Raw genomic sequence first — 26,219 nt, 5'->3', positions numbered from 1 at the left:
TTCCGCACTGGCACCGCGGCCGGAGCCGCGCAGCGGAGCCGGGCGCTGGCCGTCGAGCGGGCGGCCGGCACCTCGGCTCATCCCGCCCCGAACACCCTGGCGGATCGGACCGCGCTGAGCCAGGTCCGACGCGCGCCGCCGCTCTCGCGCGGTGGTCAGCGGGCCCACCACCGGCTTCGGCCCGGTGCCCGGGACTGCGCGGAGGACCGGACCTCCCCCGCCACGTAGTGGCTGCCGTTCAGGCCGTCGACGAGCACCTGCACCGCTCGTCCGCGGTGCACGACGGTGAGCACCCAGTTGGGTTTCCACACGCGCTCGACGATCCGGGCTTCGCGGAGGGACCCCGGATCGAGCAGGCGCCGGGTCCGGAGGAGCTGGGCCGACACGGCCTCCGTGGCGCGGCGGACGGCTTCCGCGGTGGTGATGACTCCCTCGGGCCCGCGGATGGTGGCGTGGCTCTCGAGTTCCGGCCAGGGATCGGTGAGGTGGGCGCGGCCTCCGACGGCGTCGACGAGGGTGTGCACCCGCGTTCGCTGCGCAGGAGCGGTCCTTCGACGTCGCCGCGGGGAGCTCCGCCGGACCACGTCGAAGGCGACGGCGACGAACGGGTGGTGGTGCAGTTCGGCGGTCCCGACCTGCGCGCGCGGTGCTCGCCGCGCGCACAGGTCCACCGCCTCCGCCGCGGCGATGCGGGCGGGGAGGGCGTACGTCGTCATCGGGGTGGCACCTGCCCAGCCAGCTCGTCGTTCTGCCCGGCCAGCATCCCGGTCGGGACCGGTCCCACCCTGGCCGCTTCCGCCACGGCAGCGCGCACGTGCCGCGGCACCGGGTGGGATCGGGCGGTGGCCAGGCTGCCGACGACCATGGCCGCCGTGGAGGCCAGCACCCCGACGGCCATCGCGTCAACACCGAGGGCGTCCTCGAGACCGGCCGCGAGCCAGGCGATCACGGTCGCGGTGCCGACCAGCATCGAGCTGATCGCTCCGACGGTGTTGGCCCGCGGCCACCACGCGGCGGCCACGTAGGCGGGCACGAACGCCGCCCCGAGGATGGTGGTGGCGAAGATGACCACCGCGGCGACCGCGGGGGGTTCGTTCACCGCGACGAGGTAGCCGATCGCTCCCAGCACCAGCACGGTGGTGCGCGAGACCCACACCCGCTGCCGCTGGGTGAGGTCAGCCTTGACGAACCGCGCGAGGAGGTCGTGGCTGGCGATCGTGCCGCCCTGCAGCAGCAGCGCGTCGGCGGTGGACATGATCGCGGCCATGATCGCTGCCATGACGATGCCCACCGCGAAGTCGGGCAGCACCGCGTCCGCCGTCGCGAAGATCGCCATCTCCGGGTTCGCCAGTCCGGGCACCACGACCAGGGCGAGCACGCCGACGATGTAGGGGGCGGGGATGAACAGCAGGTTGAAGGCCGTGGAGTAGACGCCGGCCATCCGCGCCTCGCTGGGTCGCCGCATGGCCATGTGGCTCACCACGACGTGGGGCCACCCCATGTAGCCGATGGAGAACACCAGCAGCGCCCCGAGGACCAGGCCCCACTGGCCCTGGTTCTGCAGACCCCGCCCCCACATCGTCAGCAGGGTCTCGTCGATCCGCGCGACCTTCTGGTGGCCCTCGGTCGGCCCGCCCACCGCCATCAGGGTCGCGATGAGGATCCACAGCACACCGATGAACATGACGATGGCTTGCACGAAGTCGGTGTAGGCCACCGCGAGGTAGCCGCCGAGGAAGGTGTAGAGCGCGATGACCCCGATGGCGGCCAGCAGCGCCGCCGGGTACGGCACGCCCGTGACCATCGCGAGGCCGCGCCCGCCGGCGATGAACTGCGAGAGCACGTAGAAGAACAAGCAGAACAGGGCGATGGAGGAGGCGATGATCCGGGTCCACCGGGACGGGTACCGGTGCTCGAGGTACTCGATCGACGTGATCGACCCCAGGAGCTGGGACAGCTTGCGCATCCGCCGGCCGAGGACCGACAGGTTGAGGATGCCGCCTCCCAGGTCGCCGAGGGCGTACCACATCCCGAAGTAGCCCTGCGTGTACGCGAGCGAACCGGCGCCCAGGAACATGTACCCCGACATCGAGGAGCTCTGCAGGCGCAGCGCCGTGACGGGTGCTCCCAGCGTGCGCCCGCCGAGCAGGTAGTCCTCCGCTCCGCCGGACCCCATCCGCGCGGTGGCGAAGCCGATCCCCGCCATCGCGATGAAGTACAGGACGAGGAAGACGAGTTCGGTGCTCATCGGCCGCTCCTCTCGTCCTCGTTCTTCCAGTTCCTGCTGCGCCACGCGAAGACGGCGGTGTAGACCACCCAGAACAGGGCGACCCCGGCGATCACGGCGACCGTGGTGGTCGGCAGTCCGAACAAGCTCCCAGTCCTCCTTCGAGTGGCCGTCGACGACGGCGCCCAGCAGGTCGGTTCGGGACTCAGCAGGCCGCTGCGCCTGCTTTCCCGGTCACACCACGGTCACCTCGTCGCGGACGCGCAGTCGGCCACCGAGCCAGCCCCCCAGCCCGGTGAGAGCCGCCAGCGCCACCACCAGCAGGGCCACGGACCAGGACTGCTCCCCGCTCGCGGCCAGCCCCGCGGTCGCCAGGAGCGGGACGAAACCGCTGACCACACCGCCGAGGTTGTAGGCGACCGAAACTCCGCTGTAGCGGAGGTGCGGCGGGAAGAGCTCCGTGAGCAACGCGCCCGAGACCGCGTAGGAGATCGACAGGCAGGCCACTCCGAGGGTGACGCCGAGGACCACGAGAACGGGGTTCTTCGTCTCCAGCAACCAGAACACGGGGAACGCCGCGGCCGCGGAAGCGATGCTGCCCGCCACGCAGACGTTCCCCGGTCCCCACCGCTCGGCGATCCGGCCGAAAGCGATCAGGATCCCGATCTCGAAGGCCGCCGCCACGAGCGTGGCGCCGAGCATCAAGGACTTCGGCAGGCCGAGAGTTCCGGTGCCGTAGCTGATGATGAACGTGGTCAGCAGGTAGAAGCCGCCGACGCCGAGGAGGGAGGCGCACAGTCCCACGAGGACGCGACCGAACGAGCGGCGCAGCACCTCGAGGACCGGTACCGGGGTGCGTTCCCGCCGTTCGAGGAGTTCGGCGAACAGCGGTGATTCCTCGACCCTGCGGCGGAGGTACAGGGCGACCAGCAGCAGCGGGATCGCGGCGAGGAACGGCAGGCGCCACCCCCAGGAGTCGAACTCCCCGGGCGGCAGCAGCGAGACCAGTGCGAAGGCGCCCGAGGAGAGCAGGGTCCCGATCGGGGAACCGAGTTGCGGCATGGCGGCGTAGCGCCCCCGGTGCTGCGGGGGTGCGTGCTCCACGGCCAGCGTGACCGCACCACCCCACTCGCCGCCGACAGCGATGCCCTGCAGGATGCGGAGCGACGTCAGCAGGATCGGCGCGGCGAGTCCGATCGCCGCGTAGTTCGGCAGCAGCCCGATCGCTCCCGTGGCCGCGCCGATCAGGGTCACCGTGAGGATCAGGGTCGTCCGGCGGCCGCAGCGGTCGCCGAGGTGCCCGAAGACCACCGCTCCCAGCGGACGCGCGAGGAACCCCACGGCGAACGAGGCGAACGCCGCCATGGTGGCCACCAGCGGATCACCGGTGGCGAAGTACAGGCGGTTGAACACGATGGACGCGGCGGTGCCGTAGAGGAAGTAGTCGTACCACTCCAGGGCCGTTCCGACGAACGCGGCGAAGGCGACCTTCCGCGCTTCGCTCTCGGTCACCGTCGGGCGTTCCGGTCTGACGGGGTGGGTGGTCATGGCTCGGTTCCTCCCTCGGAGTCGGGGCCCGTCCGCACCCCGTCGTGCGCACGAGCGCGTTGCGCGGGAGCAGGTCCGGCACCGGACTCCCCTTCACGCCAGGTTCTGCACCTGCGTCAACGGCAGCGATCCGGCGCGGTGGACGTCGACGGCTGTTCCGTCCACGTGGACGGGAGCGGGCGTGCCGGGCACGTCGACGCGGGGGGTGGCGGTGTTCGCCGTCATGTCCCCGCGGCTCAACCCCCTGCTGCCGCGGACCGCGGCGTACCGGACGCCGGAGGGCAGAGCCGATCGCGATCGGGCGTCGTCCAGGCACTCCTCGGAGACGAAGACGCACGACGAACTCCGCGGAGCACCGCCCAGCGCACCGAAGAAGGCTCCCATCGCCCGCGGTTCCGTGATCCTCGTCGATCCCGCCCCCGAGCCGCTCGCTCCCCAGGCGACGAACCCGGACTTGAGGACCAGCTCCGGCTGGGCGCCGAACCAGGCGGGGTGCCACAGCACGATGTCGGCCATCCGCCCCGGGGCCAGGGAGCCGACTTCGTGCTGCATCCCGTGCGCGATCGCCGGGTTCTCGGTGATCTTGGCCAGGTACCGCAGGACCCGCGCGTTGCACGGGCGCTCCGGACCGGCCTCCCCCGCCAGCCGCGCCTGCACGTGCGCGAGCTGCCAGGTGCGCCGCGCCGTTTCCGCGATCCTCCCCATGCCCATGGAATCCGAGTTGACGATGCTGATCGCCCCCTGGTCGTGCAGCGCGTTCTCCGCGGCGATGGCGTGCTCGCGCAGGCGGCTGCCGGCGATGGCGACATCGCTCTCCAGCCCTCCGTGACCTTTGTGGACGGTCATCGTCATCGGGAGCAGTTCCGACAGGGTGGCCGGGGTCAGCGGGAGCGTCGGCGTGGTGGACGAGGTCAGCACGTGCGGGCAGGAGACGATCTCCAGCAGGTCCGGATGTCCGCCGCCGCCTTCCACGTGGTAGGCGTGCACGGTGCGTCCGGAGGTCGCCTCCAGCGTGTCGGCGAGGAATCCCGACTCGTTGAGCGTGTCGGTGTGCAGGGCGACGGGGAGATCGGCGTCCTCGGCGACGCCCAGGCACGTGTCGACGATCTGCGGGGTGGCTCCCCAGTCCTCGTGGATCTTGAAGCCGCCCGCTCCCGAGAGCACGGCCTGCTCCAGCAGATCCGCCGAGGACGACGAGCCGCGCGCCAGGAAGGCCACGTTGACGGGCACATCACGCCAGGCCTCGATGAGCCTGTGCAGGTTGTGCCCGGGGTTCGCCCCGACGTCCCACACGCCTCCCAGGCCCATGCCGACCATCGACGTCACACCGGCGCTCAACGCGGCGGGGACGACTTCGGGGCTGGACAGGTGCACGTGCGAGTCCACGACGCCGGGGGTGGCGATCAGGCCGTCGCCGGTGACCATCGCGGTGTGCGAGTCGACGACGAGCTCCACGCCGTCCGCGCTGTCCGGGTTCCCGGCGCGTCCGGTACCGACGATGCGGCCGTCCTTCACGCCGATGTTCGTCTTGCGCACCCCCAGCGAGGGGTCCAGGACGAGCACGCCGAGAACCACCAGGTCCAGCGCGCTCTCCCGCGGAGCCTTCCCGGCCACCAGCAGCCCGTCCCGGGCGGTCTTGCCGCAACCGCCCAGCAGCTCTTCCCCCGGCTCGGTGTCGTCGCCCTCGACCTCGACCCACAGGTCCGTGTCCGCGAGCCGCACCCGGTCGCCGGTCGTGGGGCCGTACAACTCCGCGTAGCGCTCGCGGCCGACGCGTGCGCTCATCGCTGACCACCCCTGCTGACCACCGTCACCGTGCGGGAAACCCCCGGCGGGAACTCCAGCGACGTCCCGGTGAGCACGTCCAGCCGGTGCCCCGCGACCGCTTCCCTGTCCATCTCCAGCGCCGGGTTGGCCTGCTCCAGCGGGAAGTGCGAGGACAACCAGACAGCCCGGGAACCGCCGTTGCGCACGTCGACCTGCTTGCGCGGACGGCCCGGGGCCAGCTCGACCTCGCCGGCCGCGGCGCGCACCGCACCCGCGGCGTCCTCCCCCGCGGGACCGAACGGCCCGTCGACGTGCACCAGCGCGGTCCCGTGCGGGAACAGCGCTTCGACCTGGATCTTCGGCACGGCAGCCGCGACTCCCGGCAGGACCTGATCGGGCCGCACGAGCCGCTCGGCCCGGGCGACGACGTCGTCGATGTGGTGGCCGTCCCAGGCCATCTCCAGGACTTCGTCGCAGACCAGCGCGCACGCTTCGCTCGATCCCAGGGGCGCACCGCGGCCGAGTCGGCGGCGGGCCAGTTCCGCGGCGGTGAACAGCGTCAGGCGCTCCTGCTCGCGCGGGCTCAGATGCATGGGTCTCCCTGTAACACACATCATGTCCGAGGGGTTTGACACACCCTGAATGCTGTATCCGCACAGGACAATGGTGAATTGTCGCCGATCGAGGCCGGAAGATTGGGCACATGCACACTCCCCACCCGCAGCCCGGATCCCTGCAGGTGCTCGCGCACGCCTGCCTCGAGGACCTGGGGGAGCTCGTCGACGCGTTCCTGGCGGAGCTCGCGAGCATGCCTCCGTACCAGGGAGGGATGATCCCCTGGACCGAGCTGCGCCAGGACGCCGAGGCCAGCTTCGAGATGCTGCTGCGATCGATCGGCGGTCTGCCCTCGCCCGAGCGGCTCTCGACGACCTCCGAGCAGATCGGACGACGACGCGCCCAGGCCGGGGTCCCGCTGGAGGTGCTCCTCCGGGCCGTCCGGCTGGACTTCCGCATCCTGTGGGCCGCGCTGCTGCACCGCGCCGCACCGGACGACCTCGAACAGCTCGTCGAAGGTGCGGTGACGGTCTGGGAAGCCGTCGAGCAGCACACGCTCAGCGTCCACGTCAACTACCTGGACGAAGCCGCGGTCCTGTCCCGGGAGCGCGAGCAGGAGCGCAGCCGGATCATCGGGCAGCTGCTCAACACCGGCGGCCGCGACCCGCAGGTGCTCGCCCAGGTGGCGACGGCGCTGGAAGTCGCGCCTGACGCGCACTTCGCCGTCGCCGTCGGCGACCCGGAGCACGAGCGCACCGTGCGGGAGGCCGTGAAGCGGCTGCACTCCAGCGGCATCACCGCGCACATCCACATCGAGGACCGGCGCCCCCTGCTGATCGCGGAAATGCCGCCCGGCACCAGGGAGGTACCCGCGCACTGGCTGCGGGACGTCCCCTGCGGCCTCGGCCCGGCCGCGCGCGGGCTGGCCGCGATCCCGCGCTCCGTCCGCATCGCCACCGAGGTGTCCCGAGCGGCCGGGCCGGAGACCGACGGGCCGAAGCACCTCCGCCAGGTGTGGCGGGAGGTGGTGTCCGGCAGGCTGTCCGACACCGGAACGGCCCTGGCCGACGAGGTCCTGGCCGAGCTGGAGACCACCACCGAGCACGAGCGCTCCCGGCTGGTCGAAACGGCAACCGCCTACTTCGCTTCCGGGTCGGTCACCACCACCGCCAAGGCCCTCTTCTGCCACCGCAACACCGTGCTCAACCGGCTGCACCGGCTCGGCGAGATGACCGGCGGTGACCTCAACCACCCCGGCCACGCCGCGCTCGTGCAGCTGGCCCTGCACATCCGCGGTCTCGGCACCTCCGGTGGAGGTCGGGAGGGAGGCGCTGCGGCGAAGTCCGCGCGGGAACCCCGCGAACGGAGCTGATCCCCTGCCCAGCAGCACCGCCGCGGCGGGGCGCCGCAGGCAGCGCACGGACGTGGGCCCCTCCCGCGGTTGCCGGGCAGTTCCGCGATCGCGGGCACGAGCGCCCCGGACGCGCGCTCGGAGCAGGCATACTCGTCGTATCAGCCTCCGCCCCGAGCTGCCGCCGAAAGATGCCGCCATGTCCAAGAGACCCGTTTTCGCCGTGCTCGCCGCGTCGGTCCTCGCGCTGTCCGGCTGCGCCACCGGCCAGTCACCTCCGGCCGACCACAGCCCCGGCGCCACCGAAACTCCGACGGAGGTGCGCCACTGGGGCGAAACGGTCGACAACGACCAGGGCCTGACCTTCCGCGTCGCCGAACCGCGGTGGGAGAGGAACGCCGTCGGCGACCCCGTGCTGCGCGTCACCACCACCGCCACCAACCAGGGCCAGCTGGAGCTGTCCGGCGTCGGGGCGCACGCCTACCGCACCGACCGGGGCCCGGCGACCGTGCGGTTGACCAGCCGCGGGGAGAACGAGGCCACCCTGGTGCCCGGGGAGTCCGCGCGGGACGAGACGTCCCTGTCCGTGCCCCCGGGAGCGCAGACCCTGCGAGTCGTGATCGCGCAGGGCACGGCACCGACGGCGACACCACCTGCGGTGAACATCCACTTCACCGGCCCGATCCCGCGCAAGGCGCCCGCGCCCGGCGGGCGCGCCGCGGAGTTCACCCGAGGCTGATGCCGCAGGCCTCCAGCACGCCGTAGACCCCGAGCGCGGTGATCGCGGCGCTGCTGACCACCAGCGCCGCGGTCGACCAGGGATTGGCCCGGAACCGCGGGTGCACTTCGGTCATGCGCAGCTTCCACACCGCGATCACCACCGCGAGCAGGAAGATCCCGCTGCCGATGCCACCGATCTGCACCATCAGAACCGGTTCCCGCACGAACAGGTAGCTCACCGCCCACACCGGTGGCAGCACGGTCGTCAGCAGGCGGATCGTGCGCTGCCGCGAACGGGTGTCGTCCCAGTCGATGACGCCCAGCAGGCCGAGCGAGTCGGCCCGCAACCGCGGCACGCTCGCGGTGGATCCGATCGCCGTCGAGCACAGCACGGCGAGCGCGCCGACGAGGAACAGGTGCTGCGCCCACGTGCCCATCGCGTCGGTGCAGATCCGGGACAGCGTGCTGATCACGCCGTTGCCCTCGGGAACCAGGTTCCGCGGGTGCAGCACGGCCGCACCGATCACGTAGAACGAGAGGGTGCACACGGTGCACACCAGCCAGGAGGCGAACACGTCCAAGCGCATCACCGCCAGCCAGCCCTCGGCGCGCCGAGCGCGTTCTTCGGCGCCGTCGTCCGGGCCGGTCCAGCGGGCGTGCCCCTTCTCCAGGCACCAGCAGGTGTAGGTGGTCACCTCGTCCGCGCCGACGCCGGTGAGCCCGAACATGGAGACGGCGATGCCGAGGGTGCCCGCCGGGACCGCGAAGCTGTCCGGGGACGAGCAGTTCCGCCAGGGCCGCCTCGTCGACGAGATCGCCGCGCGCGGTGTTGACCAGCACAGCTCCCGGGCGCATCGACAGCGGAGCAGCGCGGTCCAGCAGCGGCGCACCACCCGGACTTCCGGGCAGGTGCAGGCTCATGAAGTCCACCTCGGACACGCACGCGTGGAACGAGGCCTCGCGCGCCCCGTGCGCGGGCGAGCCCCGCCCGCCCCGCCGGGCCCGGCGACCTGCCCGCGCGGTTTCACTCGGTTGCGGCGTTGAGGTGCGCGGCGGCGGCCTGTTCGAGGTGCACGACGTCGGAGGCGACGCTGGCGAAGGTGAAGCCCTGGCCGAGGCGTCGCGCGGCCTGCTCCCCGCCCGGTGTGTGGATACCGGCGGCGATGCCGGCCTCCGCGGCCGCGGTGCGCACGGTTGCCACGGCGTCCTCGAAGGCCTCCTCGACCTCGGGATCGCCGGGATGGGCGCCGCCGACGGCCAGGCGCAGGTCGGAAGGCCCCACGTAGACGCCGTCGAGTCCCGGTGTCGCGCAGATCTCGTCGACGTTGGCCAGCCCACGCGCAGTTTCGACCATGGCGAGCACGACCGTCGCCGCTGCCGCGTCGGCGGGTTTCGGCCCGATCCGCAGGCCCGAACGCATCGGACCGTACGAGCGGTCGCCGTGCGGCGGGTACCGCACGGCGCGCACCGCGCGCGCCGCGTCCTCGGCGGTGTCGACGAGCGGCACGATCACGCCTCCGGCCCCGGCGTCCAGGGCTCGTCCGATCGCGGTGAGGTCGTTGGCCTCGACGCGCACCAGGCCGACCGAGACGCCGCCGGCGTCGACGGCCAGCAGGCCGTTGAGGAGGCCGGAGTAGCCGACGAGCCCGTGCTGGCCGTCGATGGCCACGTAGTCGTAGCCGAGGCGCGCGATGCGCTCGGTCGCCATGGGCGCGTCCAGCACGGACCAGTAGCCGACGAGCTTCTCCCCGTTGCGCAGTTTGGCGGCGAAATCGGTAGCGACCACGGTGCGCTCCCCTTCGTTGCGGAGTTTTCGGTGCGCGTCCCCGCGCTGCGCGTCGGTCCGCGGTGGATGCGGTGGCCCGGAGCCGGACGGGGTCAGCGGTTGTACGCGGGCATCGGGCCGCCGAGACGTGTTCCCACCGCGTCGCAGGCCTCGACGACGTCAGGGGGCAGCGACCCGCGAGCTGCGGCGTCGATGTTGGACCGCAGGTGCTCGACCTTCGATCCGCCGAGCAGCAGCGCGCCGGTGACGGGTTTGCTCAGCAACCACCGCAGGGACAGCTCGGTCAGCCCCAGACCGGCGTCCCGGGCGATCGCGGTGAGCTCGTCGACGGCACCGAAGAGCCCGGCGTCCCAGTACCGCTTCCGGTACGTCTCGGCCAGGCGCGAATCGCCGAACCTGCCGCCCGCCGGGTCGTTCTCGAAGCGGTGCCGCCCGGTGAGCAGCCCACCGCCGAGCGGGTTGTAGACCATGGTGAGCAGTCCGGTGGTCTGGGCGAACTCGGTGTACTCGGATTCGATGCGACGCGCCAGCAGGTTGTACAGCTGCTGGGCCACGACGGGCCGCGGTGCCCCGACCTCGTCGGCGGTGTGGTTGATCTCCGCGATCTGCCAGGCGGCGAAGTTGGACGTGCCGAGCGCACCGATCTTGCCCTCGTCGACGAGTTCGGCGACGGCGCTCAGCGTTTCGTCCAAGGGGGCCGCGCGGTCGGGTTGGTGCAGGTAGAGCAGGTCGACGTGGTCGACGCCGAGGCGCCGCAGGCTGCCGTCGAGGGCGGCTCGCAGCCCGGTCGCCGACAGCGGGGAGCGCTCCCCGGCGTCCGGGTGCGGCATGCCCGCCTTCGTCGCCAGCACGACGTGGTCGCGCCGGTTCGGCAGCAGTTCCCGCAGGATCTCCTCGGTCCGCCCTCCCGCGTAGGCGTTGGCGGTGTCCACACCGGTGATGCCGGCTTCCAGGGCCGTGTCGAGCATGCGGGCCGCACCGGCCGCGTCGACCGTGTCGCCGAAGGTCATCGTGCCGAGCACGAGGCGGGACAGCGGTTGTCCGGTTCCGGGGATCATGCGGCGCTCCTTCGCGTGCGATCTCGGCTGCGGTGCGGTTCCCGCGCGTCGCCGGGCCCCGCCCGACCGGTGCGCCACGCGGCGCTCGCGCGGGTGGCGCCGTGCTGCGGGAGCACCCGCGCGGTCGGACTCGGGGACCTGCGGCGCAGCGGGCCGGAACGCAACCGGTGTTGTGCGCAGCACCCCGTCACGAGCTGTGAGCCTGCCACGAATTGCGCGTTGTGCGCAACTACAGTAGCGTGATTCGCGCATTGATCGTCAGGTGCACCGAGCTGCGCCGCCGACGGGCGGCGTCCGACCGGGAAGAGCAGCGGAGCCGAAGGGGGCGGCATGGACGACGGATCCCGCAGCCGCACGCCCGCGCCTGCCCGCTCCGCGGGAACCGGACCCGCCGCGTCCCGCGCGACACCGGAGGACCACCCCGGTTTCCACGTGGTCGCCGACGACCTCTCGGGAGCCGCCGAGACCGCCGCCGCCCTGCTGCCCGGATTCAGCGGGGCGCGCATCGAGCTGTCCGGCACCAGCAGCACCGCCCCCCGTCGCACCGACCCGGGTGTTGCGCGGAGCGCGCACCCGCCTCCGCCGCTGTTCGTGACCGATGTGGACTGCCGCTACGCCTCGGCCGCCGCTGCAGAGCGCGCGGTGCGCGCCGAACTCGGAACGCACCCGCAGCGGCGGGCGTTCGTCAAGATCGACTCGCTGTTGCGGGGCAACGTGGCCGCCGTGCTGGCCGCGCTCGACGCTCCCGTCGTGCTCGCACCCGCGCTGCCGGGCGGTGGACGCACCGTGCGCGCCGGGGTGCTGCACGTGGGCGGCGTGCCGCTGCACCGCTCGGAGGCCTGGGAGGCCGAGGACACCGCACCACCCACCTCCGTGGCCGCGGCGGCCGCACCGGAGCGCTGCCGGACCGTCCCGCTCTCGACGGTCCGCTCCGCGAGGTTGCCGCAGGTGCTGCGCGAGTGCGCCGCGTCCGGCGAGATCCCCGTCTGCGACGGCGAAACCGAATCCGATGTGGACGCCGCGGCAGCTGCGGCGCTCGACGTGCCCGGGGTGCGGCTCGTCGGGTCCGGGGGGCTGGCCGCGGCCGTCGGGCGCCACCTCCCCCCAGCGCGAACCCGCCCGCGCAGCACGCCGAACCCCGCGCACGCCCTGCTGTTCGTCATCGGCACGGCGCACGCGGGGGCCTCCGAGCAGATCCGCCGGCTCGACGCGCGCGTGCAGCGGTTCCCGCTGGAGGTCTCCGATCTGCTCGCCGGATCCGAGCCCGCCGAGCAGATCGCGCGGGCCCTGCGGCACCGCCCGGTCGCGCTCGTGCTGCGCTCCTCCAGCGGCCCCGACCCGGCGCGCTCCCGCGAGATCGTGCGGCGGCTCGCCGCCGCTGCGGGCCGCGCGGTGCGCGCCGCCGAGATCCCGGTGGACCTGGTGCTCACCGGTGGCGAGACCGCGCGGAGGGTGCTCGACGCGCTCGGCGTCACCGCGCTCACCCCCGTCGGGGAGGTCCACCACGGTGCTGTGCACAGCCGCACGACAGCGGGCACGTCCGTGGTGACCCGCCCCGGCGGTTTCGGCGGTGCGGACAGCCTCGCGCGCATCGCCGCTGCACTGCGTCCCGCGATGAAAGGCTGAACATGACCGCTCCCCTCATCGCCGTCACCATGGGCGACGGCGCGGGCGTCGGCCCGGAGGTCACCGTCGGCGCGCTGCTCGAGCCCGCGACGGCCGCGCAGTGCCGCCCCGTCGTCATCGGCGACGCCCGGCGGCTGCGCGCCGCTGCGCGGACCACCGGCCGCGAGGCGGAGGTGGTCGCCGTCGACTCGATCGCCGAGGCGGTGTTCGCCCCCGGCCGGATCAACGTGCTCGACCTCGCCCTGCTGCCCGAGGACCTGCCGTGGGGCGAGGTCTCCGCCGACGCCGGCGAGGCCGCCTACCAGTACGTCCGCGTCGCCGCGGGGCTGGCGCTCGAGCACGAGGTGCAGGGCATCTGCACCGCGCCGCTGAACAAGGCGGCCCTGCACGCCGCGGGGCACCGGTTCCCCGGACACACCGAACTGCTGGCGCAGCTGACCGGCACCGAGGAGGTGTCGATGATGCTGTCCACGCCTTCGGTCAAGGTCGTGCACGTGACCACGCACGTCGGGCTGCTCGACGCGGTCGAGCGGATCGAACCGGGCCTGGTCGAGCGGACGGTCCGCCGCGGCCACCGGGCCCTCCGCGGCTCCGGCGTCGACCGGCCCCGCATCGGGGTGTGCGGGATCAACCCGCACGCCGGGGAAGACGGCCTGTTCGGCCGCGGCGAGGAGGACGCCAAGATCGTTCCGGCGCTCGAGCGGCTGCGCGCCGACGGCGTCGACGCGCGCGGTCCGCTGCCGGCGGACACCGCGTTCTTCCTCGCCTCCCGCGGCGAGTACGACCTGATCGCGGCGATGTACCACGACCAGGGGCACGGGCCGGTGAAGGTGCTGGGCATCGACGCCGGTGTGAACATCACCGTGGGCCTGCCGGTGATCCGCACCTCGGTGGACCACGGCACGGCCTTCGACATCGCCGGAACCGGAGAGGCCGACGTGCGCAGCATGGTCGAGGCGTTGCGCCAGGCCGCCGAGCTCTCCGCCGCGGCCTGACCCCCTCCGGGTGGGCACCGCTCGCGCACCCCGCCCTCGGGCCGGGGGTGCGGTTGCGCGATCCTGCTGCACGCCCCGAGGAACGCACACGAGGAGACCGAGGATGTCCCGCGGAGCGCAGGAACGCCGCGATGCCGTCGTGCGGCTGGCCCACACTTCCGGGCTGGCCAGTGTGGAGGAGTTGTCGGCGACGTTCGGCGTCACCGCCTCGACCATCCGCCGCGATCTCGCGCAGTTGGAGTCCGCGGGGAAGCTCGCCCGCACCTACGGCGGCGCGATCGCGCCCGCCCCGCACCAGGAGAGCTCGCTGCGGCAGCGCAGCGGCGAGGCCTTCGCCGCCAAGCACGCGATCGCGGCGTGGGCGGCCGGGCAGGTCCGCACCGGTGAGACGGTGCTGCTGGACGCCGGCACCACCACCGGCGCGCTGGCGCGGGCGCTGCGCGGCCGGTCGGACCTGACCGTGGTGACGACCGGCATGACGGTGCTGCAGGAACTGGCCTCCGAGGAGGGCGTGCACGTCGAGTGCCTCGGCGGCACGCTGCGCCACCTCAGCCAGGGGTTCGTCGGACCGCTCGCGGAAGCGGCGCTGGACCGGATGACCTTCGACCGCGCGTTCCTCGGCGCCGACGGCGTGACCGCCGAGCACGGCATCTGCGAGGCCGACCTGCAGCAGACCCGGTTGAAGGAGCTCATGGCCGAGCGGGCCGAGCACGTCTACGTGCTGGTGCACGCGGCGAAGCTCGGCCGCAGCCCGTTCCACGCGTGGGCGCGGCTGCCGGAGCGCTGGACCCTGGTCACCGACGAGGAGGCCGACCCCGCCGCGACCGCGCCGTTCCGCAACCGCGGCGTCGACGTGGTCCTCGCCGAGCGGCCCGAGCGGTGACCGGTCAGTCCGCGGTGGACGTGCGGGGAGTCACTCGCCCGGCGCGTACCGGACGTGCTCGTACTCGACCGGGTGCTGCTCGTCCGGGCCGTGGACGGCCTGCGTGGCGCTCTGGCCGATCCACGCCAGCGCCCCCAGCACGATGAACACGATGACCAGCGCACGGCCGCCCTTGCCGAGCACGAGCGGGCGGGTGCCCCGCGCCCGCGGCCCGGGGGCGGACACGGCCGGTGCGTCGCCGAACAACCGCCGCGGGTAGGTGCCGGTCAGCAGGAACGTGTACGCCTGCAGCCGGAACTGGAACCGCAACACCGCCGCGCCGGCGTCGAAGATCGGCCGCGGCGTGCGCCCCGCGACGAGCACGATCAGCCAGAAGAAGAACCCCAGCACCGCCCAGCCGTAGTTGAGCAGGGACGCCAGGAGGCCCGCGGGGATGGCGAGGATCGCGCGGAAGAACACGGTCCACCGGTTCAGCCGACCCGGGCGGACGTCGAAGCGCACCGGGTAGTCGGGCTCGTCGATGACGAACGGCGGGTAGGTGTCCACCAGCAGCATCGAGGAGGCGCTGATCCGGGCCTGGTAGGTGACGAACAGCTCGAGGAACCCGGAGATCCAGTGCGGCATCCGCCCCAGGAACAGCGCGGCGAACCAGCCGATGACGACCGCGACGAACGCGGCGAAGCCGAGCACCCCCGCGACGATGAAGTGCGGCAGGAGCAGCAGCAGTCGCAGCAGGACGGTCCAGCGCCGCTGCCGCTCCGGTTGGTGGACGTCCACCTCCGGACGAAACATGCCCTGTTTGGGCTGCTCCGGTTCGGGAGGCTGTCCAGCGGGGACAGACTGCTCGCTCATGCCGCCTCCGGTCTCTCGCGGTACTGGCTCGCCGGTTCGAACGTAGCACCGCAGCAACCGCACCGCGGGGCGCACGCCCGGCGGTGCGGGTGCGCTCACGCGGAGCCGCCGGTGTCGAGCCCTTCGTGGAACCACCGCCGGTAGCGCTGCCAGCGCTCGACGAGTTCGGGGAGCTCCGCCTGCAGGAACGACAGGTAGGCCAGGGTCTCCTGCACCCGCCGCCTGCCGGGTCCGTCCGGCACCTGGTCGACGACCTCGCCCAGCACCTTCTCCCAGCGCTGCAGGCTCGGGATGCGCTGACGCGTGATGGCCGACCACACGTCCTCGTCGTCGATGCGGTACTGGTCGCTGCGCTGGCCCGGCTCGCGCACCTTGTCCAGGAACCCGGCGTGCACGAGCTGGCGCACCGCGTTGGACACCGCGGCCTGGCTGACCTGCAGGCCGGCGGCGAGTTCACCGGCGGTGTAGCGGTCCGCGTCGTCCACGAGCACGTAGGCGAACACGCGCGCGGTCATGCGCGGCAGGCCGTTCTCGGCGAGCACGAGCCCCACTCGCTCCACAACGTCGCGGAGCGCCGCCTGCTCCTCCCCCGCGCGGTCTCCGCCGGTCCGGTCGTTCCTCGGGCCTGCGGGCACGGCGCCCTCCCTTCTGCTCCTCTGAACCTACATCATGATGTTATTTCACAAATTCATAATATCCATTAAGCTCGGATGCCATGAGCGAGGCGATCGAAGCCACCGGCCTGGTCAAGGACTTCGGCCGCACGCGGGCGCTGGACGGGCTCGACCTCCAGGTCGGCCCGGGCGAGGTCCACGGGTTCCTCGGCCCCAACGGCGCGGGCAAGACCACGACGATCCGCATCCTGCTCGGCCTGCTCGGCGCCGACGGCGGCCGGGTGCGCCTGCTCGGCGGCGATCCCTGGCGCGATGCGGTGGCGCTGCACCGGCGCCTGGCCTACGTCCCCGGGGACGTGACGCTCTGGCCGAACCTCACCGGCGGGGAGGCCATCGACCTGCTGGGGCGGCTCAGCGGGGGCCTCGACGAGCGCCGCCGCAGCAGCCTCGTCGAGCGCTTCGACCTCGACCCGACGAAGAAGGCCCGGACCTACTCCAAGGGCAACCGGCAGAAGGTCGCGATCATCGCCGCGCTGGCCGCCCGGTGCGAGCTGCTGGTCCTCGACGAACCCACCTCCGGGCTCGACCCGTTGCTGGAGGCGGTCTTCCAGGAGTGCATCCGCGAGCAGACCGCCGAGGGGCGGACGGTGCTGCTGTCCAGCCACATCCTGGCGCAGGTCGAAGCGCTGTGCGACCGGGTCAGCATCGTCCGCGCCGGGCGCACCGTCGAAGCGGGCACGCTGGGCGAGCTGCGGCACCTCACCCGCACCACCGTCGAGGTCGAAACGCGAACACCGCTCGAAGGGCTCGCGCGGCTCGACGGCGTGCACGGGATCGAGGCGGACGGCGCGCGCGCCCGGTTCGACGTGGACGGCGAGCACCTCGACGCCGCGATGCGGCACCTCACCGGTTTCGGGGTGCGCAGCCTCGTGAGCCGACCGCCCACGCTGGAGCAGCTGTTCCTGCGCCACTACGGCGAGGAGCTCGCCGAGCGCAACGGCACCCGTCCCGACGAAGCCGCGGAGGACGACCGGTGATGGGCCCGGGGATGAGCACGAACACCGCGAGCGCGGAGCGCGCCGCCGCGCCACGCGGTCCCCGCGCCCTGGCGGGGACCGGCGCGCTGCTGCGCCTGGCGCTGCGGCGCGACCGCCTCCGCATCCCGGTGTGGCTGGTCGCCGTGATCGGCACCGTCGTCGGCAGCGCGGCAAGCTTCGGCGACATCTTCCGCACCGACGCCGAGGTCGCGACGCGCATCGCGCTGATCCAGGGCAACCCGGCCGGTGTCGCGCTGACCGGTCCCGGCTACGGCCTGGAGCGGGCCACGCTGGAGCACCTGGGGCCGATGATCGCCAGCGAGCTGAGCGCGACCACGCTGATCCTGGTGGCCCTGCTGAACATCTTCCTGCTCGTCCGGCACACCCGTGCCGAGGAGGAGAACGGGCGCGCCGAACTGCTGCGCGCCGCCGCCGTGGGCAGGCACGCGCCGCTGACCGCGAGCGCGCTGCTGGCGTTCGCCACCGACGCCGTCCTCGGCGCGGGGATCGCCGGGGGCCTGGGCGCGGTCGGCTTCCCGTGGCCGGGTTCCGCCGCCTTCGGCGCCGGCGCGGCCGCGCTGGGGTTGGTCTTCGCCGGGGTCGCCGCCGCGGCCGCCCAGGTGACCGAGTACGCGCGGGCGGCCGTGTCGCTGGCCGCGACGGTGTTCGGGCTCGCCTTCGCCGTCCGCGCGGTCGGGGACGCGCGCGGCAACGCCCTGTCGTGGTTCTCCCCGCTGGGTTGGGCGCAGGGGATGCGGCCGTACGCGGACGAGCGGTGGTGGCCGCTGGTGCTGCTGCTCGCGGCGGCGCTGCTGCTGGCCGCGCTCGCCTACGCCCTGTCCGCGCGGCGCGACCTCGGCGCCGGCCTGCGCCGCGCCCGTCCCGGGCGCAGCGCGGCGAGCCCCGCGCTGACGACACCGTTCGGCCTGGCCTTCCGGCAGCAGCGCGCGAGCCTGCTCGGCTGGGGCGCGGGTCTGCTCGCCGGCGGCGCCACCGGCGGGATGATCGCGGGTCAGGCCGGCGCGCTCACCGACATCCGGATCTACCGGCAGCTGTTCGGCGGGGGAGATCTGACCGACAGCGTGTTCGGCTTCTACTTCCTGTTCCTGGCGGTCCTGGCGGGCGGTTACGCGCTGCAGACGATCCTGCGCACGCGCGGCGAAGAAGCGAGCGGCCTGCTCGAACCGGTGCTGGCCGCCGCGGTTCCCCGGTGGCGGTGGACGGCCGCCCACCTGGGCACGGCGCTGCTCGGCTCCGCGATCGTGCTGCTGGCCGGCGGTCTCGGGGCCGGTGCCGCGCACGCGGCGAACACCGGTGAGTTCACCTACGCGGGTGGTCTGGTGCTCGCGCCGCTGGCGTACCTCCCTGCGCTGGCCGTGCTCGTCGGGCTGGCGTTCGCCCTGTTCGGACTCGCCCCGCGGGCGGTGGCCGCGGTCTGGATCGTGCTGGGCCACGCGTTCTTCGCCGCGATGTTCGGCCAACTGCTGGGGCTGCCCGACTGGGTGCGGGGCCTCTCCCCGTTCGCGCACGTGCCGGAAGTGCCCTCGGAGCAGCTCGCCGCCGCGCCGCTGACCGCGCTGACCGGACTCGCCGCCGCACTGGGCGCGCTGGGACTGCTCGCGTTCCGCCGGCGCGACCTGGCTGCTTGAGGGGCTCGGGGCGGCCGCGCAGCGTTCCGGGCACCGCGCACGCCCCGAACCGGCGGAGCACGCGCGCTCGCCCGGCCGCACCCCCGGTCAGCACCGCCGCATACCCGGTCAGCGCCCCAGCTCACGTTCGAACTCGAGGATCTCCGCGGCGAAGGCGCGGGGGTTGTCCTCCGGGGAGAAGTGCCCGGCTTCCGGGATGAACCTGAGTTCCGCCCCGCCGAGCGCGGCAGCGAGCTCGCGGGCCTTCTCCGGCGGGATCCAGGCGTCGGACTCGCCCCACAGCAGCCGTGTCGGCACGGTGAGCTGGCCGAGGCGGGACACGAGCGGTGCCGCCAGGTCCTCGTCGTAGCGGGCGACAGCGCGCCAGTACGCGGCCACGCCGTCTTCACCGCGCCAGGGCGACATGTACTCCTCGAACACCTCCGGTGGCATCGGCCGGTGCGTCGTCCGCGCGAGGTGCGCGGCGATCATGCCCTCGGCGATGTGCGCCGGCAGGCGACGCATGGTGCCGATGTCCTCCCGCGCGACGCGGGAGAAGTCCGAGACGAAGGGCGGGATGACGGCCGCGTCGGCGAAGACGAAGGCCCCCGCATCGAGTCCCTCGAAGAAGTGGGCGCGCAGGGCGAAGATCGGGGCGAAGTCGAAGGCCACGACGGTGGGTGCGGCAAGCTCCCAGTGCGCGAAGAGCTCGGGCAGCCGGCGGGCTTGCTCGTCCCACGAGATGTTCTGGCCCGCGAACCGGGCCGACCGGCCGAACCCGGGCCAGTCGAACACGTAGACGCGGTGCCGCGCGGACAGCTGCTCGACCACCCCGCGCCAGAGGAACGACCAGTTCGGCGTGCCGTGCAGCAGAACGACCGGCGGCCCAGCGCCGAAGGCATCCCAGCGAACCACGCCCTGCGGCGAGTCGAACGTGCGCGACAACGACCAGTCGGCCATGGCGAACCCCGTGCTCCGCGAGCGCCCCTGCGGCGGTCGGGACCCGGCCGTCGAACGAACCGCCTCCCCGCAGGAAGGGGTCTACGTCGCGGCGCGCACACCGGACCCGCGGCCTACGAGAACGCGCGTAGCAGCGGATCCGCGCGGCAGCGGATGACGGCCGCCAGTCCGCGCCACGAGCATCGACGGCATGGATCCTCCAGACACCAGGCTAGCGCCCCGCAATCCCGCGGCCTTGACAGGCCTGCTCTGCGCGGCGGTCTTCATCGGCGGCCTCGTGTTCGCCGGTTTCCTCGTCCCGGCCTCGGCACCGGAGAACCTGCCGGACACGGATCCGCTCGAAGTGCAGCGCCACTTCCTCGAACACGCTGACGCGGCGCGGTTGCGGGGGTTCCTGCAGGCGCTCGCCGCGGTGCTGCTCGCCGCGTTCACCGGGCCCTACGCGAACCTGGCCCGCCGGGCCGACCCGGAGTCCGCGGGGCTGTTCGCGGCAGCCGTCGTGGGCGGCGCGCTCGCCTCCGCCTTCCTGGCCGTGTCCGCGCTGGTCGGCACCACTCTGGCCGTCGAGCAGATCACGGACAGCCCTGCGCTGGTCGGCGCGCTGCGCCAGGTGAACTTCTTCACCGGCGGCGCCGCGCACTCGGTCTGGCTCGGCCTCCTGGTGGGCGCGGTCTCAGCGGCCGCGCGTCGGGGACGGGCCCTGCCCGGCTGGCTGACGACAGCGGGGCTGGTCTCCGCGGCGCTGTCGCTGCTCTCACTGCTGTCCCTGCTCACCGACGCGGCCGCGCTGTTCATCCCGCTCGGGCGGTTCTCCGGGCTGCTGGTGATCGCCGCGGCCAGCGTCTTCATGGCGCTCGGACGTGCCGGTGCGAAGCTGCACGCCCCGCCCTCGCCGGGTGCCTCGCTCGGCGGTGGGGTGTCGGTCGTGCTCCTCGCGTTCGCGCTCACCGTCGTCGTCTAGTCGTAGCGCCCACGGGGCTGCGCGCTCTTCGCCGAACCGCCTCGGAGCACTAGGGTCGTGCCGCTGCGCGGTCCCCGCCGCGCGGCGGCACGATCCGCGCTGCGAGAGGAAGTTCCGAGGTGGAGGCGTTCTACGAACACCTCGGTGGGGAGCACGTGCGCTCCACCGAGCACACCGCCGGCCCGTGGTCCCCGGAGGCGCAGCACTTCGGTCCTCCCGCTGCCCTGCTCACCCGCGCGCTGGAGGGCTGCGAGCCGCAGGACGGCGCCCTGCTGGGGCGCATCACCGTGGAGATCCTCGGCCCGGTGCCGATCGCGGACCTGCGGGTCGCGGCCGAGGTCTCCCGCCCCGGCCGGTCGGTTCAGCTGCTCACCGCCACGCTGAGCACCGCCGAGCGCCCGGTGGCGCGGGCGAGCGCGTGGCGGTTCGCGCGCACGGACACGAGCGCGCAGAGCGCGGGCGCGGCCGCACCGCTGCCGGCCGGGGCGCGCCCGCGCGCGCAGGAGCCGCTCACCGGGTACCTGGGGGCGATGGAGTGGGCCCACCTCTCCGGCGGGTTCGAGCAACCGGGACCGGCGCAGGTGTGGATGCGGCAGCGGATCCCGCTCGTCGCCGGCGAGGACCCCACACCGCTGCAGCGGCTGATGGCGGCCGCGGACTCCGCCAGCGGGGTGTCCAGCAGGCTCGACATGCGCAGCTGGCTGTTCATCAACACCGAGCTCACCGTGCACGTCCAGCGCCCACCCGCCGGGGAGTGGATCGGGCTGGACGCGGACACCGTGGTCGGACCGGACGGCGCCGGCACGGCGATGTCGGTGCTGCACGACGAGCGCGGCCAGGTCGGCAACAGCGCGCAGGCGCTGCTGGTGCGGCCGCGGTGACCGCCCCGGTCATCGCGGCTCCTCGAAGGTGAACCGGACCTTGCCGATCCAGAGCTCGTCGCGGTCGTGCAGTTCCGCGCTGGTGACCGGTCTGCGGTTGAGGAACACGCCGTTGAGCGATCCCGCGTCGAGGATCCGGTACCGCCCGTCCGCCTCGCGGCGGATCTCGGCGTGCCGGTCCGACACGGTCGTGTCCTCGAGCACGAGGTCGCAGTCGTGGTGGCGGCCGAGCAGGACGCGCTCGCCGGCCAGGTCGAGGGCTCTGCCCGCCTCGGGGCCCCGCGTGATCACCAGCCGCGCCGGGGTGTGCGCCCCCGCCGTGCGCTGCTCGGGCAGGGAGGTCGCCGCGTCGGGGACTTCGACGCCGCGTGCGTCCCCGCCGGGCGTTTCGGCGTGCGGGTGCGCGTGCTGCGCGTCCGCGGGAAACGGAAATCCAGGCATGGTGCACTCCGAGGGGAACGTGAAGTCCGAAATCGCCGGTTACTTCTCCAGGAAACCCGGCGTTCGGTGGTCTGTCCAGGAACTCGCGCGCCACCGGCCGATCCCGGGGCCGCTGCGGGGCTGCGCTGCGCAGTTCGCACGGCTGGCCCCCGGGACGAGCCCGGGTCGCAGGTGGTGCGACCACTCCGGTTACTGTCACCCCGACACACCCCGTGTTACTCCGTTGGTGGGACCGCTCCCGGAGGTCGTTCGATGCGCGTCGTGCTCGCCCGCCGCAGGCGGCCCACGAACGGTGGGCGTCCTCCCGCCGTGCACGCCTACCGGGTGCCGGAGCAGGACGGCCCGGCGGTGCCGCTCTGGCGCGCCGCCTGCGGGGACGAGATCGCGCCGCACGACGCGGAAGTGGTGCCGCGGTTCGTCGGCGCCCCGTGCTCGACCTGCATGCTCGCCGCGCTCGGGGAGGACGGCGCGGACGCCGCCGTGGGCACCTCGACGCGCTCCAAGCTGACCACCTACCCGGCCCGCGCGCGCATCTCCCCGACCGGCCGCTACGCCACCGCGTTATGGGGGGAGCACACGATCCACTTCGTCGCTCCGGACGCGCCCGAGGGCCAGCTCGACGGCTACCGCGTGGTGCAGGCGCTGTGCGGGCACCTGGGGTGGGGTCCGCTGGCCCCGGACTCGGTGCCGCGCGGCTGGCCCACGTGCGAGGAGTGCCTGCACGCCGCACCCCGCTCACCGCGGGTGCTGCCGACCTCGTGAGCGCGCTCCTCGGCGGTCGGTTCACCGGCTGCCCCAGCGAGCCCGACAAATCACCCTCGCGGATGAATCTTTACGCCGGAACTCACCTGTCCGGGGAACTTCGAGTGGCTGAGCGCCTCCGTTCGTGATGTGAAGCGCCTGCAACCGATCAACGATCTCGCGGACGACTCGGGGTGGTTTCGTGTCCAAGCCGAAGCACCGGGCGCCCTCCGCCGGCAGGCGGCAGTGGCTCCTGTGGACGATCACCGCCGTCGGAATACCGGTGGTGTGCACTGCGCTCACCGGCGGCGGACTCCCGCTGTTCACAGTGCTGGCTGCGTGTTTCACCGCCGGCACGTTCGCCGCCGACGTCCTCCTCGGCCGCCCGATGCGGCGGTTGCCGGTCTCCGGCCCCGCAGCACGGGTGGCGCCCGCGCCGCCGGCGGTGCGCCCCCGCGCCCTGCCGGCGAGGGCATCGGACGGGAACACCTCCGCACCGGTGGCCCCGCCGCGCCGGCGCGGCGGCGAGGACGCGGTCACGCTGCTGCGCACGAGCGACCACGTCCCGGAGATCACGCTGGTGCCCGCCGCGCACCCGCGCGTTCCGGACCCGGCCGAGACCGCCGCCGCCCGCACCGGGGCGCACGAGCGCGGACGCGAGGACCCCGGCGAGGACGACGGCCGGGTGGCGGGCACCGGCGAGTGGCCGCGCACCGCGCCTCCCGCTCCCCGCGAGCCCGACTCCGGCGGGCAGCGCACGCTCCCCCGGGAGTCCGCCCCGCCGCACCCCCCCGCACCGCAGGCCGAACCGGACGAGGACGACCAGCCCCCCTTCCCCGGGGCGGTGTGGGCCAAACCCGACGGGCGGTCCCCGGACAAGGAGCACCGGATCAAGGGCAATGTCCGCTCCAAGCGCTACCACACCATGCAGTCGCCGTACTACGAGCGCACCAAGGCCACCGTGTGGTTCCGGAGCGCCGCCGAGGCCGAGCAGGCCGGGTTCTCGCCCTGGAACAGGCGGCTGCAGAACAACAACTGACCCGGTGACCGGACACCGGTTGCGAGCGCTGCCCGAGCACCGGCAGCCCGCAACCGCACCGCTCCCGGGCGGCGGCACGGGTCGTTCCCGTGCCGCTGCCACCGAACGGCAGCCGCGCCCGACCTCCGGGCGCGGCGCTTCCCTCCGATCCCTCCGAGACGGCTCACTCGCCCGGGCGCACGCCCCCCTCCGCGGCATCGGCGCGCTGCGGGAGGTCGGGCTCCGCCGCGAGGAACGCGTCCCGCGCTTCCGAAGAGGTGTGCTGCGACCAGAGCGCGTGCAGCGGGACGAACGCGGGCGGCTCCACCTCGAGCACGCGGACCTCCCCCTGCGCCGCGGGTCCGGGCGCGGCCGTGACGAAGGCGGCGCACCGCGTTCCGAGCACCGCTGTGACCGGCGGTGTCCCCTGGACCGGGTTGCGTTGCAGCCGCGGTTCGAAACCGGCGCGGCGGCAGTGCTCGGCGAGCAGCTCCGTGTAGCCCGAGCGCCCCGGCTGTCCCCACACCACGATGGTCTCCTCGGCGAGCTCGTCGATCCCCACGGCGCTGCGCCCGGCCAACCGGTGGTCCGCTGCCACGGCCACCCGCAGCCGGTGGTGCGCCACGGTGCTGCGGCGCAGACCGCGCGGCGGGGAGATCGCGCGGCACAGCCCGAGGTCGAGCTCCCCGGCGAGCAGCTGCTCGGTCAACTCCCCGGGGTAGCGCTGGTTGACCTGGGTGGTGCACGTTGCAGGTCCGCTGCGGATGGACGCGAGCAGGGCGGTGATCTCGTCCCCGGTGACCGCCGGGGTGTGCCCGATGCGGAGGCTTTCGCTCTCCCCTCGGCCGATGCGCCGGGCGCGTTGGACCGCAGCACCCGCCACTCCCCGCAGCACGCGCGCGTCGGCGATCAGCGCCTGGCCGGCCGGGAGCACGGTGACCGCGTTACCGCTGCGGTCCAGCAGATCCACGCCGACCTCGCGCTCCAGCGCGCGGATCGAGGTGGACAGCGCCTGCTGCGACAGGTGCAACCGCTTGGCCGCGCGGGTGAACCCGCCCTCCTCGGCCACCGCGATGAGATGTTCCAGCTTGTGCAGGTCCACTGCCATTCGACGCACCACTCGCCTGCTGATCGCGCCTCCAGTCTAACGGTCCGCCCCGCCCCGGAGGGCGCGTGCGCCAGCGCGGCGACCGGCGGAAGCGGGGCGCCGCGAGCGGCGCCCGCGCCCCGCACCGCGCGGTCACCGGGTGGTGTAGCCGCCGTTCGGGAACAGCGTCTGCCCGGTGAACCACCAGCCGTCGGTGGCCAGGAACTCGATGACCGGGGCGATGTCCTCGATCTGCGTGAGCTGGTCGCCCAGGGCCTGCGACTTGTGGAACTCCACCCGCTCCGGCGTTTCCTGCGGGTAGAAGAACGGGGTGTCCATCGGGCCGGGCGCCACCGTGTTCACCGAGATGCCGCGGTCGGCGAACTCCTTGGCCGCGGCGCGGGTGAAGTGCTCCAGCGGAGCCTTGCCGCCGGCGTAGGTCGAGTACCCGTCGGTGAACGCGGCGAGCAGCGACGTGCCCATGCTGATGATCTTGCCGTTGTCGTTGAGCCGCCGCCCGGCTTCCTGGATGAAGAAGTACGCCGCCTTGGCGTTGATCGCGAACATCGCGTCGAACTCGTCCTCAGTGGTCTCCGCGATCGGTTTGCGCAGCACCATGCCCGTGGTGTTCACCGCGATGTCGACACCGCCGAAGGTGTCCACCGCAGCGTCGAAAAGACGGCGCACGTCCGCCACGCGCGTGAGGTCGCCCTGCACCGACACGGCCTGACCGCCGGCGTTCTCGACCGCTTCGACGGTCTTCCCGGCATCGGCGGCCGAGGCATCGCCGTGGTAGTGCACCACGACCTTCGCACCGGAGGAGCCGAACCGCGTCGCCAGCAGCCCGCCGAGGTTCTTCGCGCCGCCGCCGATCACGACGACCGCGTCCCGCACCGTTGTGTCCGCCATGTGCAACCCCTCTCGTCGTCCCGGCCCGGTTCTCCGGACCGTGCCACCGACGCTAGGGGCGAGCGCGGGAACGCGGGAAACGCGGCTTTCCTGTGCCCCGACAAGAGCACCCGATACCGCGAGGCCGCGCACGACTCCCGGGACCGGGCGCAGGGCTCACCGGAACAGCTCCGCGAGGCTCTCCGGCAGCTGCGCGATCGTGTCGTCGATCTCGCCCTCCGGCGCCCAGTCGCGCACCACCTGCAGCGCGCTGCGCACTTCCCGCCGGACCTCGTCACCGTCCACAGTGGCGATCTCACCGCTGATCCGGTCGAGGAAACCCGTGATGTCGAACCGCTCGGCCTGCGCGGTGCTGGCGCCCAGCTCGAAGTGGAGCTCCTCCGGCAACCCGGCCCCCAGCTCGTTCACCTGCCCCGAAGTCACCGCTTCGGACAGCGCGGAGATCGTCGCCCGCGCGAGGCGCTCGGCCTCCTGCGCCGAGGACAGGCCCGCTTCCTCGCGCACCTGCTGCAGGAAGCGCTGCATGTCCTCGCTGTGCTCGTTCGGCAGAGTCATACCGGCCTCCGTTGACCGC

The 26,219-nt window shown here is 73.3% G+C and carries 27 protein-coding genes and 1 pseudogene; 11 read left to right on the top strand and 17 right to left on the bottom strand.

The annotated features are described in order from the left end of the window. Positions 1–155: 155 nt before the first annotated feature. The 6 genes from ACYVJE_RS11950 to ACYVJE_RS11925 form a co-directional block, all read right to left on the bottom strand. Positions 156–716: a hypothetical protein gene (locus ACYVJE_RS11950; protein ID WP_461144483.1), complete on the bottom strand. Its 561-nt coding sequence runs from the start codon at positions 714–716 to the stop codon at positions 156–158. Continuing rightward, entirely contained in the window at positions 713–2,248 is a 1,536-nt protein-coding gene (locus ACYVJE_RS11945; RefSeq protein ID WP_459159124.1) for a sodium/proline symporter, read from the bottom strand. Before ACYVJE_RS11945 ends, ACYVJE_RS11950 begins: the two co-directional genes overlap by 4 nt. After that, entirely contained in the window at positions 2,245–2,373 is a 129-nt protein-coding gene (locus ACYVJE_RS11940) for a hypothetical protein (RefSeq protein WP_459159123.1), read from the bottom strand. The genes ACYVJE_RS11945 and ACYVJE_RS11940 overlap by 4 nt, the downstream gene beginning before the upstream one ends. Positions 2,374–2,461: 88 nt before the next feature. Next, a complete protein-coding gene (locus tag ACYVJE_RS11935) occupies positions 2,462–3,775 on the bottom strand; it encodes an MFS transporter (RefSeq protein ID WP_461144482.1) in 1,314 nt (437 codons plus the stop codon). Positions 3,776–3,868: 93 nt separating this feature from the next. Next, positions 3,869–5,560 (bottom strand): urease subunit alpha, encoded by a 1,692-nt coding sequence (locus ACYVJE_RS11930; RefSeq protein ID WP_461144481.1) that lies wholly within the window; start codon positions 5,558–5,560, stop codon positions 3,869–3,871. Beyond that, positions 5,557–6,135 (bottom strand): urease subunit gamma, encoded by a 579-nt coding sequence (locus ACYVJE_RS11925; protein WP_459159120.1) that lies wholly within the window; start codon positions 6,133–6,135, stop codon positions 5,557–5,559. Before ACYVJE_RS11925 ends, ACYVJE_RS11930 begins: the two co-directional genes overlap by 4 nt. A 110-nt stretch (positions 6,136–6,245) precedes the next feature. Between ACYVJE_RS11925 and ACYVJE_RS11920 the strand changes: the two genes are divergently transcribed. Then, positions 6,246–7,469 (top strand): PucR family transcriptional regulator, encoded by a 1,224-nt coding sequence (locus ACYVJE_RS11920; RefSeq protein WP_461144480.1) that lies wholly within the window; start codon positions 6,246–6,248, stop codon positions 7,467–7,469. Positions 7,470–7,647: 178 nt separating this feature from the next. Further along, positions 7,648–8,187: a hypothetical protein gene (locus ACYVJE_RS11915; RefSeq protein ID WP_461144479.1), complete on the top strand. Its 540-nt coding sequence runs from the start codon at positions 7,648–7,650 to the stop codon at positions 8,185–8,187. Here the strand turns inward: ACYVJE_RS11915 and ACYVJE_RS11910 are convergent. The 4 genes and pseudogenes from ACYVJE_RS11910 to ACYVJE_RS11895 all read right to left on the bottom strand — a co-directional run bounded on the left by ACYVJE_RS11910 (position 8,174) and on the right by ACYVJE_RS11895 (position 11,012). After that, a complete protein-coding gene (locus ACYVJE_RS11910; RefSeq protein WP_461144478.1) occupies positions 8,174–8,896 on the bottom strand; it encodes an Nramp family divalent metal transporter in 723 nt (240 codons plus the stop codon). The two genes, ACYVJE_RS11915 and ACYVJE_RS11910, sit on opposite strands and share 14 nt — an antisense overlap. 91 nt (positions 8,897–8,987) lie before the next feature. Then, positions 8,988–9,089, bottom strand: a pseudogene (locus ACYVJE_RS11905) (phosphoglycerate dehydrogenase); the annotation flags it as partial. A 103-nt stretch (positions 9,090–9,192) separates the two neighbouring features. Further along, positions 9,193–9,954 (bottom strand): HpcH/HpaI aldolase family protein, encoded by a 762-nt coding sequence (locus tag ACYVJE_RS11900; RefSeq protein WP_459159116.1) that lies wholly within the window; start codon positions 9,952–9,954, stop codon positions 9,193–9,195. Positions 9,955–10,046: 92 nt separating this feature from the next. Continuing rightward, positions 10,047–11,012, bottom strand: coding sequence for an aldo/keto reductase (locus ACYVJE_RS11895; protein ID WP_461144477.1), 966 nt, complete (start codon positions 11,010–11,012; stop codon positions 10,047–10,049). Between the two features lie 330 nt (positions 11,013–11,342). Here ACYVJE_RS11895 and ACYVJE_RS11890 point away from each other — a divergent pair, with 330 nt between their 5' ends. From ACYVJE_RS11890 to ACYVJE_RS11880, 3 genes are all read left to right on the top strand, one after another. Continuing rightward, on the top strand, positions 11,343–12,638 hold the full coding sequence (locus tag ACYVJE_RS11890; RefSeq protein ID WP_461144476.1) for a four-carbon acid sugar kinase family protein: 1,296 nt from the start codon (positions 11,343–11,345) through the stop codon (positions 12,636–12,638). A gap of 2 nt (positions 12,639–12,640) precedes the next feature. Next, entirely contained in the window at positions 12,641–13,633 is a 993-nt protein-coding gene (pdxA, locus tag ACYVJE_RS11885) for a 4-hydroxythreonine-4-phosphate dehydrogenase PdxA (protein ID WP_459159113.1), read from the top strand. A gap of 103 nt (positions 13,634–13,736) precedes the next feature. Beyond that, positions 13,737–14,516, top strand: a complete 780-nt coding sequence (locus ACYVJE_RS11880; RefSeq protein ID WP_459159112.1) for a DeoR/GlpR family DNA-binding transcription regulator — start codon at positions 13,737–13,739, stop codon at positions 14,514–14,516. Positions 14,517–14,546: 30 nt separating this feature from the next. On the opposite strand, the gene ACYVJE_RS11875 is transcribed toward ACYVJE_RS11880, so the two are convergent. Together ACYVJE_RS11875 and ACYVJE_RS11870 are read right to left on the bottom strand one after the other, a co-directional pair. After that, a complete protein-coding gene (locus ACYVJE_RS11875; protein WP_461144475.1) occupies positions 14,547–15,368 on the bottom strand; it encodes a DUF4389 domain-containing protein in 822 nt (273 codons plus the stop codon). Positions 15,369–15,463: 95 nt separating this feature from the next. Continuing rightward, a complete protein-coding gene (locus tag ACYVJE_RS11870) occupies positions 15,464–16,003 on the bottom strand; it encodes a GbsR/MarR family transcriptional regulator (protein WP_461144474.1) in 540 nt (179 codons plus the stop codon). An 80-nt stretch (positions 16,004–16,083) separates the two neighbouring features. On the opposite strand from ACYVJE_RS11870, the gene ACYVJE_RS11865 reads away from it, so the two are divergent. Further along, positions 16,084–17,019 carry an ABC transporter ATP-binding protein gene (locus tag ACYVJE_RS11865; RefSeq protein WP_459159109.1) on the top strand — a complete coding sequence of 312 codons (936 nt, stop codon included), beginning with the start codon at positions 16,084–16,086 and terminating at the stop codon, positions 17,017–17,019. Between the two features lie 11 nt (positions 17,020–17,030). After that, positions 17,031–18,668 carry an ABC transporter permease gene (locus ACYVJE_RS11860; protein WP_461144473.1) on the top strand — a complete coding sequence of 546 codons (1,638 nt, stop codon included), beginning with the start codon at positions 17,031–17,033 and terminating at the stop codon, positions 18,666–18,668. A gap of 108 nt (positions 18,669–18,776) precedes the next feature. On the opposite strand, the gene ACYVJE_RS11855 is transcribed toward ACYVJE_RS11860, so the two are convergent. Further along, a complete protein-coding gene (locus ACYVJE_RS11855; protein WP_461144472.1) occupies positions 18,777–19,607 on the bottom strand; it encodes an alpha/beta fold hydrolase in 831 nt (276 codons plus the stop codon). 235 nt (positions 19,608–19,842) lie between these two features. Between ACYVJE_RS11855 and ACYVJE_RS11850 the strand changes: the two genes are divergently transcribed. Together ACYVJE_RS11850 and ACYVJE_RS11845 are read left to right on the top strand one after the other, a co-directional pair. Further along, the gene (locus ACYVJE_RS11850) at positions 19,843–20,568 is read left to right on the top strand and encodes a hypothetical protein (protein ID WP_461144471.1); all 726 of its coding nucleotides are present in this window, start codon (positions 19,843–19,845) and stop codon (positions 20,566–20,568) included. A 119-nt stretch (positions 20,569–20,687) separates the two neighbouring features. Next, positions 20,688–21,449, top strand: a complete 762-nt coding sequence (locus tag ACYVJE_RS11845; protein WP_461144470.1) for a thioesterase family protein — start codon at positions 20,688–20,690, stop codon at positions 21,447–21,449. Between the two features lie 9 nt (positions 21,450–21,458). On the opposite strand, the gene ACYVJE_RS11840 is transcribed toward ACYVJE_RS11845, so the two are convergent. Next, the gene (locus ACYVJE_RS11840; protein ID WP_461144469.1) at positions 21,459–21,890 is read right to left on the bottom strand and encodes an FHA domain-containing protein; all 432 of its coding nucleotides are present in this window, start codon (positions 21,888–21,890) and stop codon (positions 21,459–21,461) included. A 252-nt stretch (positions 21,891–22,142) separates the two neighbouring features. Here ACYVJE_RS11840 and ACYVJE_RS11835 point away from each other — a divergent pair, with 252 nt between their 5' ends. Together ACYVJE_RS11835 and ACYVJE_RS11830 are read left to right on the top strand one after the other, a co-directional pair. Next, positions 22,143–22,652, top strand: coding sequence for a hypothetical protein (locus tag ACYVJE_RS11835; protein ID WP_459159103.1), 510 nt, complete (start codon positions 22,143–22,145; stop codon positions 22,650–22,652). A 181-nt stretch (positions 22,653–22,833) separates the two neighbouring features. Further along, on the top strand, positions 22,834–23,670 hold the full coding sequence (locus ACYVJE_RS11830; protein WP_461144468.1) for a sunset domain-containing protein: 837 nt from the start codon (positions 22,834–22,836) through the stop codon (positions 23,668–23,670). Positions 23,671–23,833: 163 nt separating this feature from the next. Here ACYVJE_RS11830 and ACYVJE_RS11825 read toward each other — a convergent pair whose 3' ends face one another. The 3 genes from ACYVJE_RS11825 to ACYVJE_RS11815 form a co-directional block, all read right to left on the bottom strand. Further along, a complete protein-coding gene (locus ACYVJE_RS11825) occupies positions 23,834–24,757 on the bottom strand; it encodes a LysR family transcriptional regulator (RefSeq protein WP_461144467.1) in 924 nt (307 codons plus the stop codon). 132 nt (positions 24,758–24,889) lie between these two features. Then, positions 24,890–25,645: an SDR family oxidoreductase gene (locus tag ACYVJE_RS11820; RefSeq protein ID WP_461144466.1), complete on the bottom strand. Its 756-nt coding sequence runs from the start codon at positions 25,643–25,645 to the stop codon at positions 24,890–24,892. Positions 25,646–25,801: 156 nt separating this feature from the next. Then, positions 25,802–26,200, bottom strand: coding sequence for a DUF2267 domain-containing protein (locus ACYVJE_RS11815; RefSeq protein WP_459159099.1), 399 nt, complete (start codon positions 26,198–26,200; stop codon positions 25,802–25,804). Between the last annotated feature and the right edge of the window lie 19 nt (positions 26,201–26,219).

It is taken from the genome of Salinifilum aidingensis, assembly GCF_054782015.1.
This window is presented reverse-complemented; position numbering and strand designations above follow the sequence as displayed.

Bases quoted from the DNA above. Each gene is read 5' to 3' on its own strand.
- ACYVJE_RS11950 (WP_461144483.1), bottom strand. From the start codon at position 716: ATGACGACGTACGCCCTCCCCGCCCGCATCGCCGCGGCGGAGGCGGTG.
- ACYVJE_RS11945 (WP_459159124.1), bottom strand. From the start codon at position 2,248: ATGAGCACCGAACTCGTCTTCCTCGTCCTGTACTTCATCGCGATGGCG.
- ACYVJE_RS11935 (WP_461144482.1), bottom strand. From the start codon at position 3,775: ATGACCACCCACCCCGTCAGACCGGAACGCCCGACGGTGACCGAGAGC.
- ACYVJE_RS11930 (WP_461144481.1), bottom strand. From the start codon at position 5,560: ATGAGCGCACGCGTCGGCCGCGAGCGCTACGCGGAGTTGTACGGCCCC.
- ACYVJE_RS11925 (WP_459159120.1), bottom strand. From the start codon at position 6,135: ATGCATCTGAGCCCGCGCGAGCAGGAGCGCCTGACGCTGTTCACCGCC.
- ACYVJE_RS11920 (WP_461144480.1), top strand. From the start codon at position 6,246: ATGCACACTCCCCACCCGCAGCCCGGATCCCTGCAGGTGCTCGCGCAC.
- ACYVJE_RS11915 (WP_461144479.1), top strand. From the start codon at position 7,648: ATGTCCAAGAGACCCGTTTTCGCCGTGCTCGCCGCGTCGGTCCTCGCG.
- ACYVJE_RS11910 (WP_461144478.1), bottom strand. From the start codon at position 8,896: ATGTTCGGGCTCACCGGCGTCGGCGCGGACGAGGTGACCACCTACACC.
- ACYVJE_RS11895 (WP_461144477.1), bottom strand. From the start codon at position 11,012: ATGATCCCCGGAACCGGACAACCGCTGTCCCGCCTCGTGCTCGGCACG.
- ACYVJE_RS11890 (WP_461144476.1), top strand. From the start codon at position 11,343: ATGGACGACGGATCCCGCAGCCGCACGCCCGCGCCTGCCCGCTCCGCG.
- pdxA (WP_459159113.1), top strand. From the start codon at position 12,641: ATGACCGCTCCCCTCATCGCCGTCACCATGGGCGACGGCGCGGGCGTC.
- ACYVJE_RS11880 (WP_459159112.1), top strand. From the start codon at position 13,737: ATGTCCCGCGGAGCGCAGGAACGCCGCGATGCCGTCGTGCGGCTGGCC.
- ACYVJE_RS11875 (WP_461144475.1), bottom strand. From the start codon at position 15,368: ATGAGCGAGCAGTCTGTCCCCGCTGGACAGCCTCCCGAACCGGAGCAG.
- ACYVJE_RS11865 (WP_459159109.1), top strand. From the start codon at position 16,084: ATGAGCGAGGCGATCGAAGCCACCGGCCTGGTCAAGGACTTCGGCCGC.
- ACYVJE_RS11860 (WP_461144473.1), top strand. From the start codon at position 17,031: ATGAGCACGAACACCGCGAGCGCGGAGCGCGCCGCCGCGCCACGCGGT.
- ACYVJE_RS11855 (WP_461144472.1), bottom strand. From the start codon at position 19,607: ATGGCCGACTGGTCGTTGTCGCGCACGTTCGACTCGCCGCAGGGCGTG.
- ACYVJE_RS11840 (WP_461144469.1), bottom strand. From the start codon at position 21,890: ATGCCTGGATTTCCGTTTCCCGCGGACGCGCAGCACGCGCACCCGCAC.
- ACYVJE_RS11835 (WP_459159103.1), top strand. From the start codon at position 22,143: ATGCGCGTCGTGCTCGCCCGCCGCAGGCGGCCCACGAACGGTGGGCGT.
- ACYVJE_RS11825 (WP_461144467.1), bottom strand. From the start codon at position 24,757: ATGGCAGTGGACCTGCACAAGCTGGAACATCTCATCGCGGTGGCCGAG.
- ACYVJE_RS11820 (WP_461144466.1), bottom strand. From the start codon at position 25,645: ATGGCGGACACAACGGTGCGGGACGCGGTCGTCGTGATCGGCGGCGGC.
- ACYVJE_RS11815 (WP_459159099.1), bottom strand. From the start codon at position 26,200: ATGACTCTGCCGAACGAGCACAGCGAGGACATGCAGCGCTTCCTGCAG.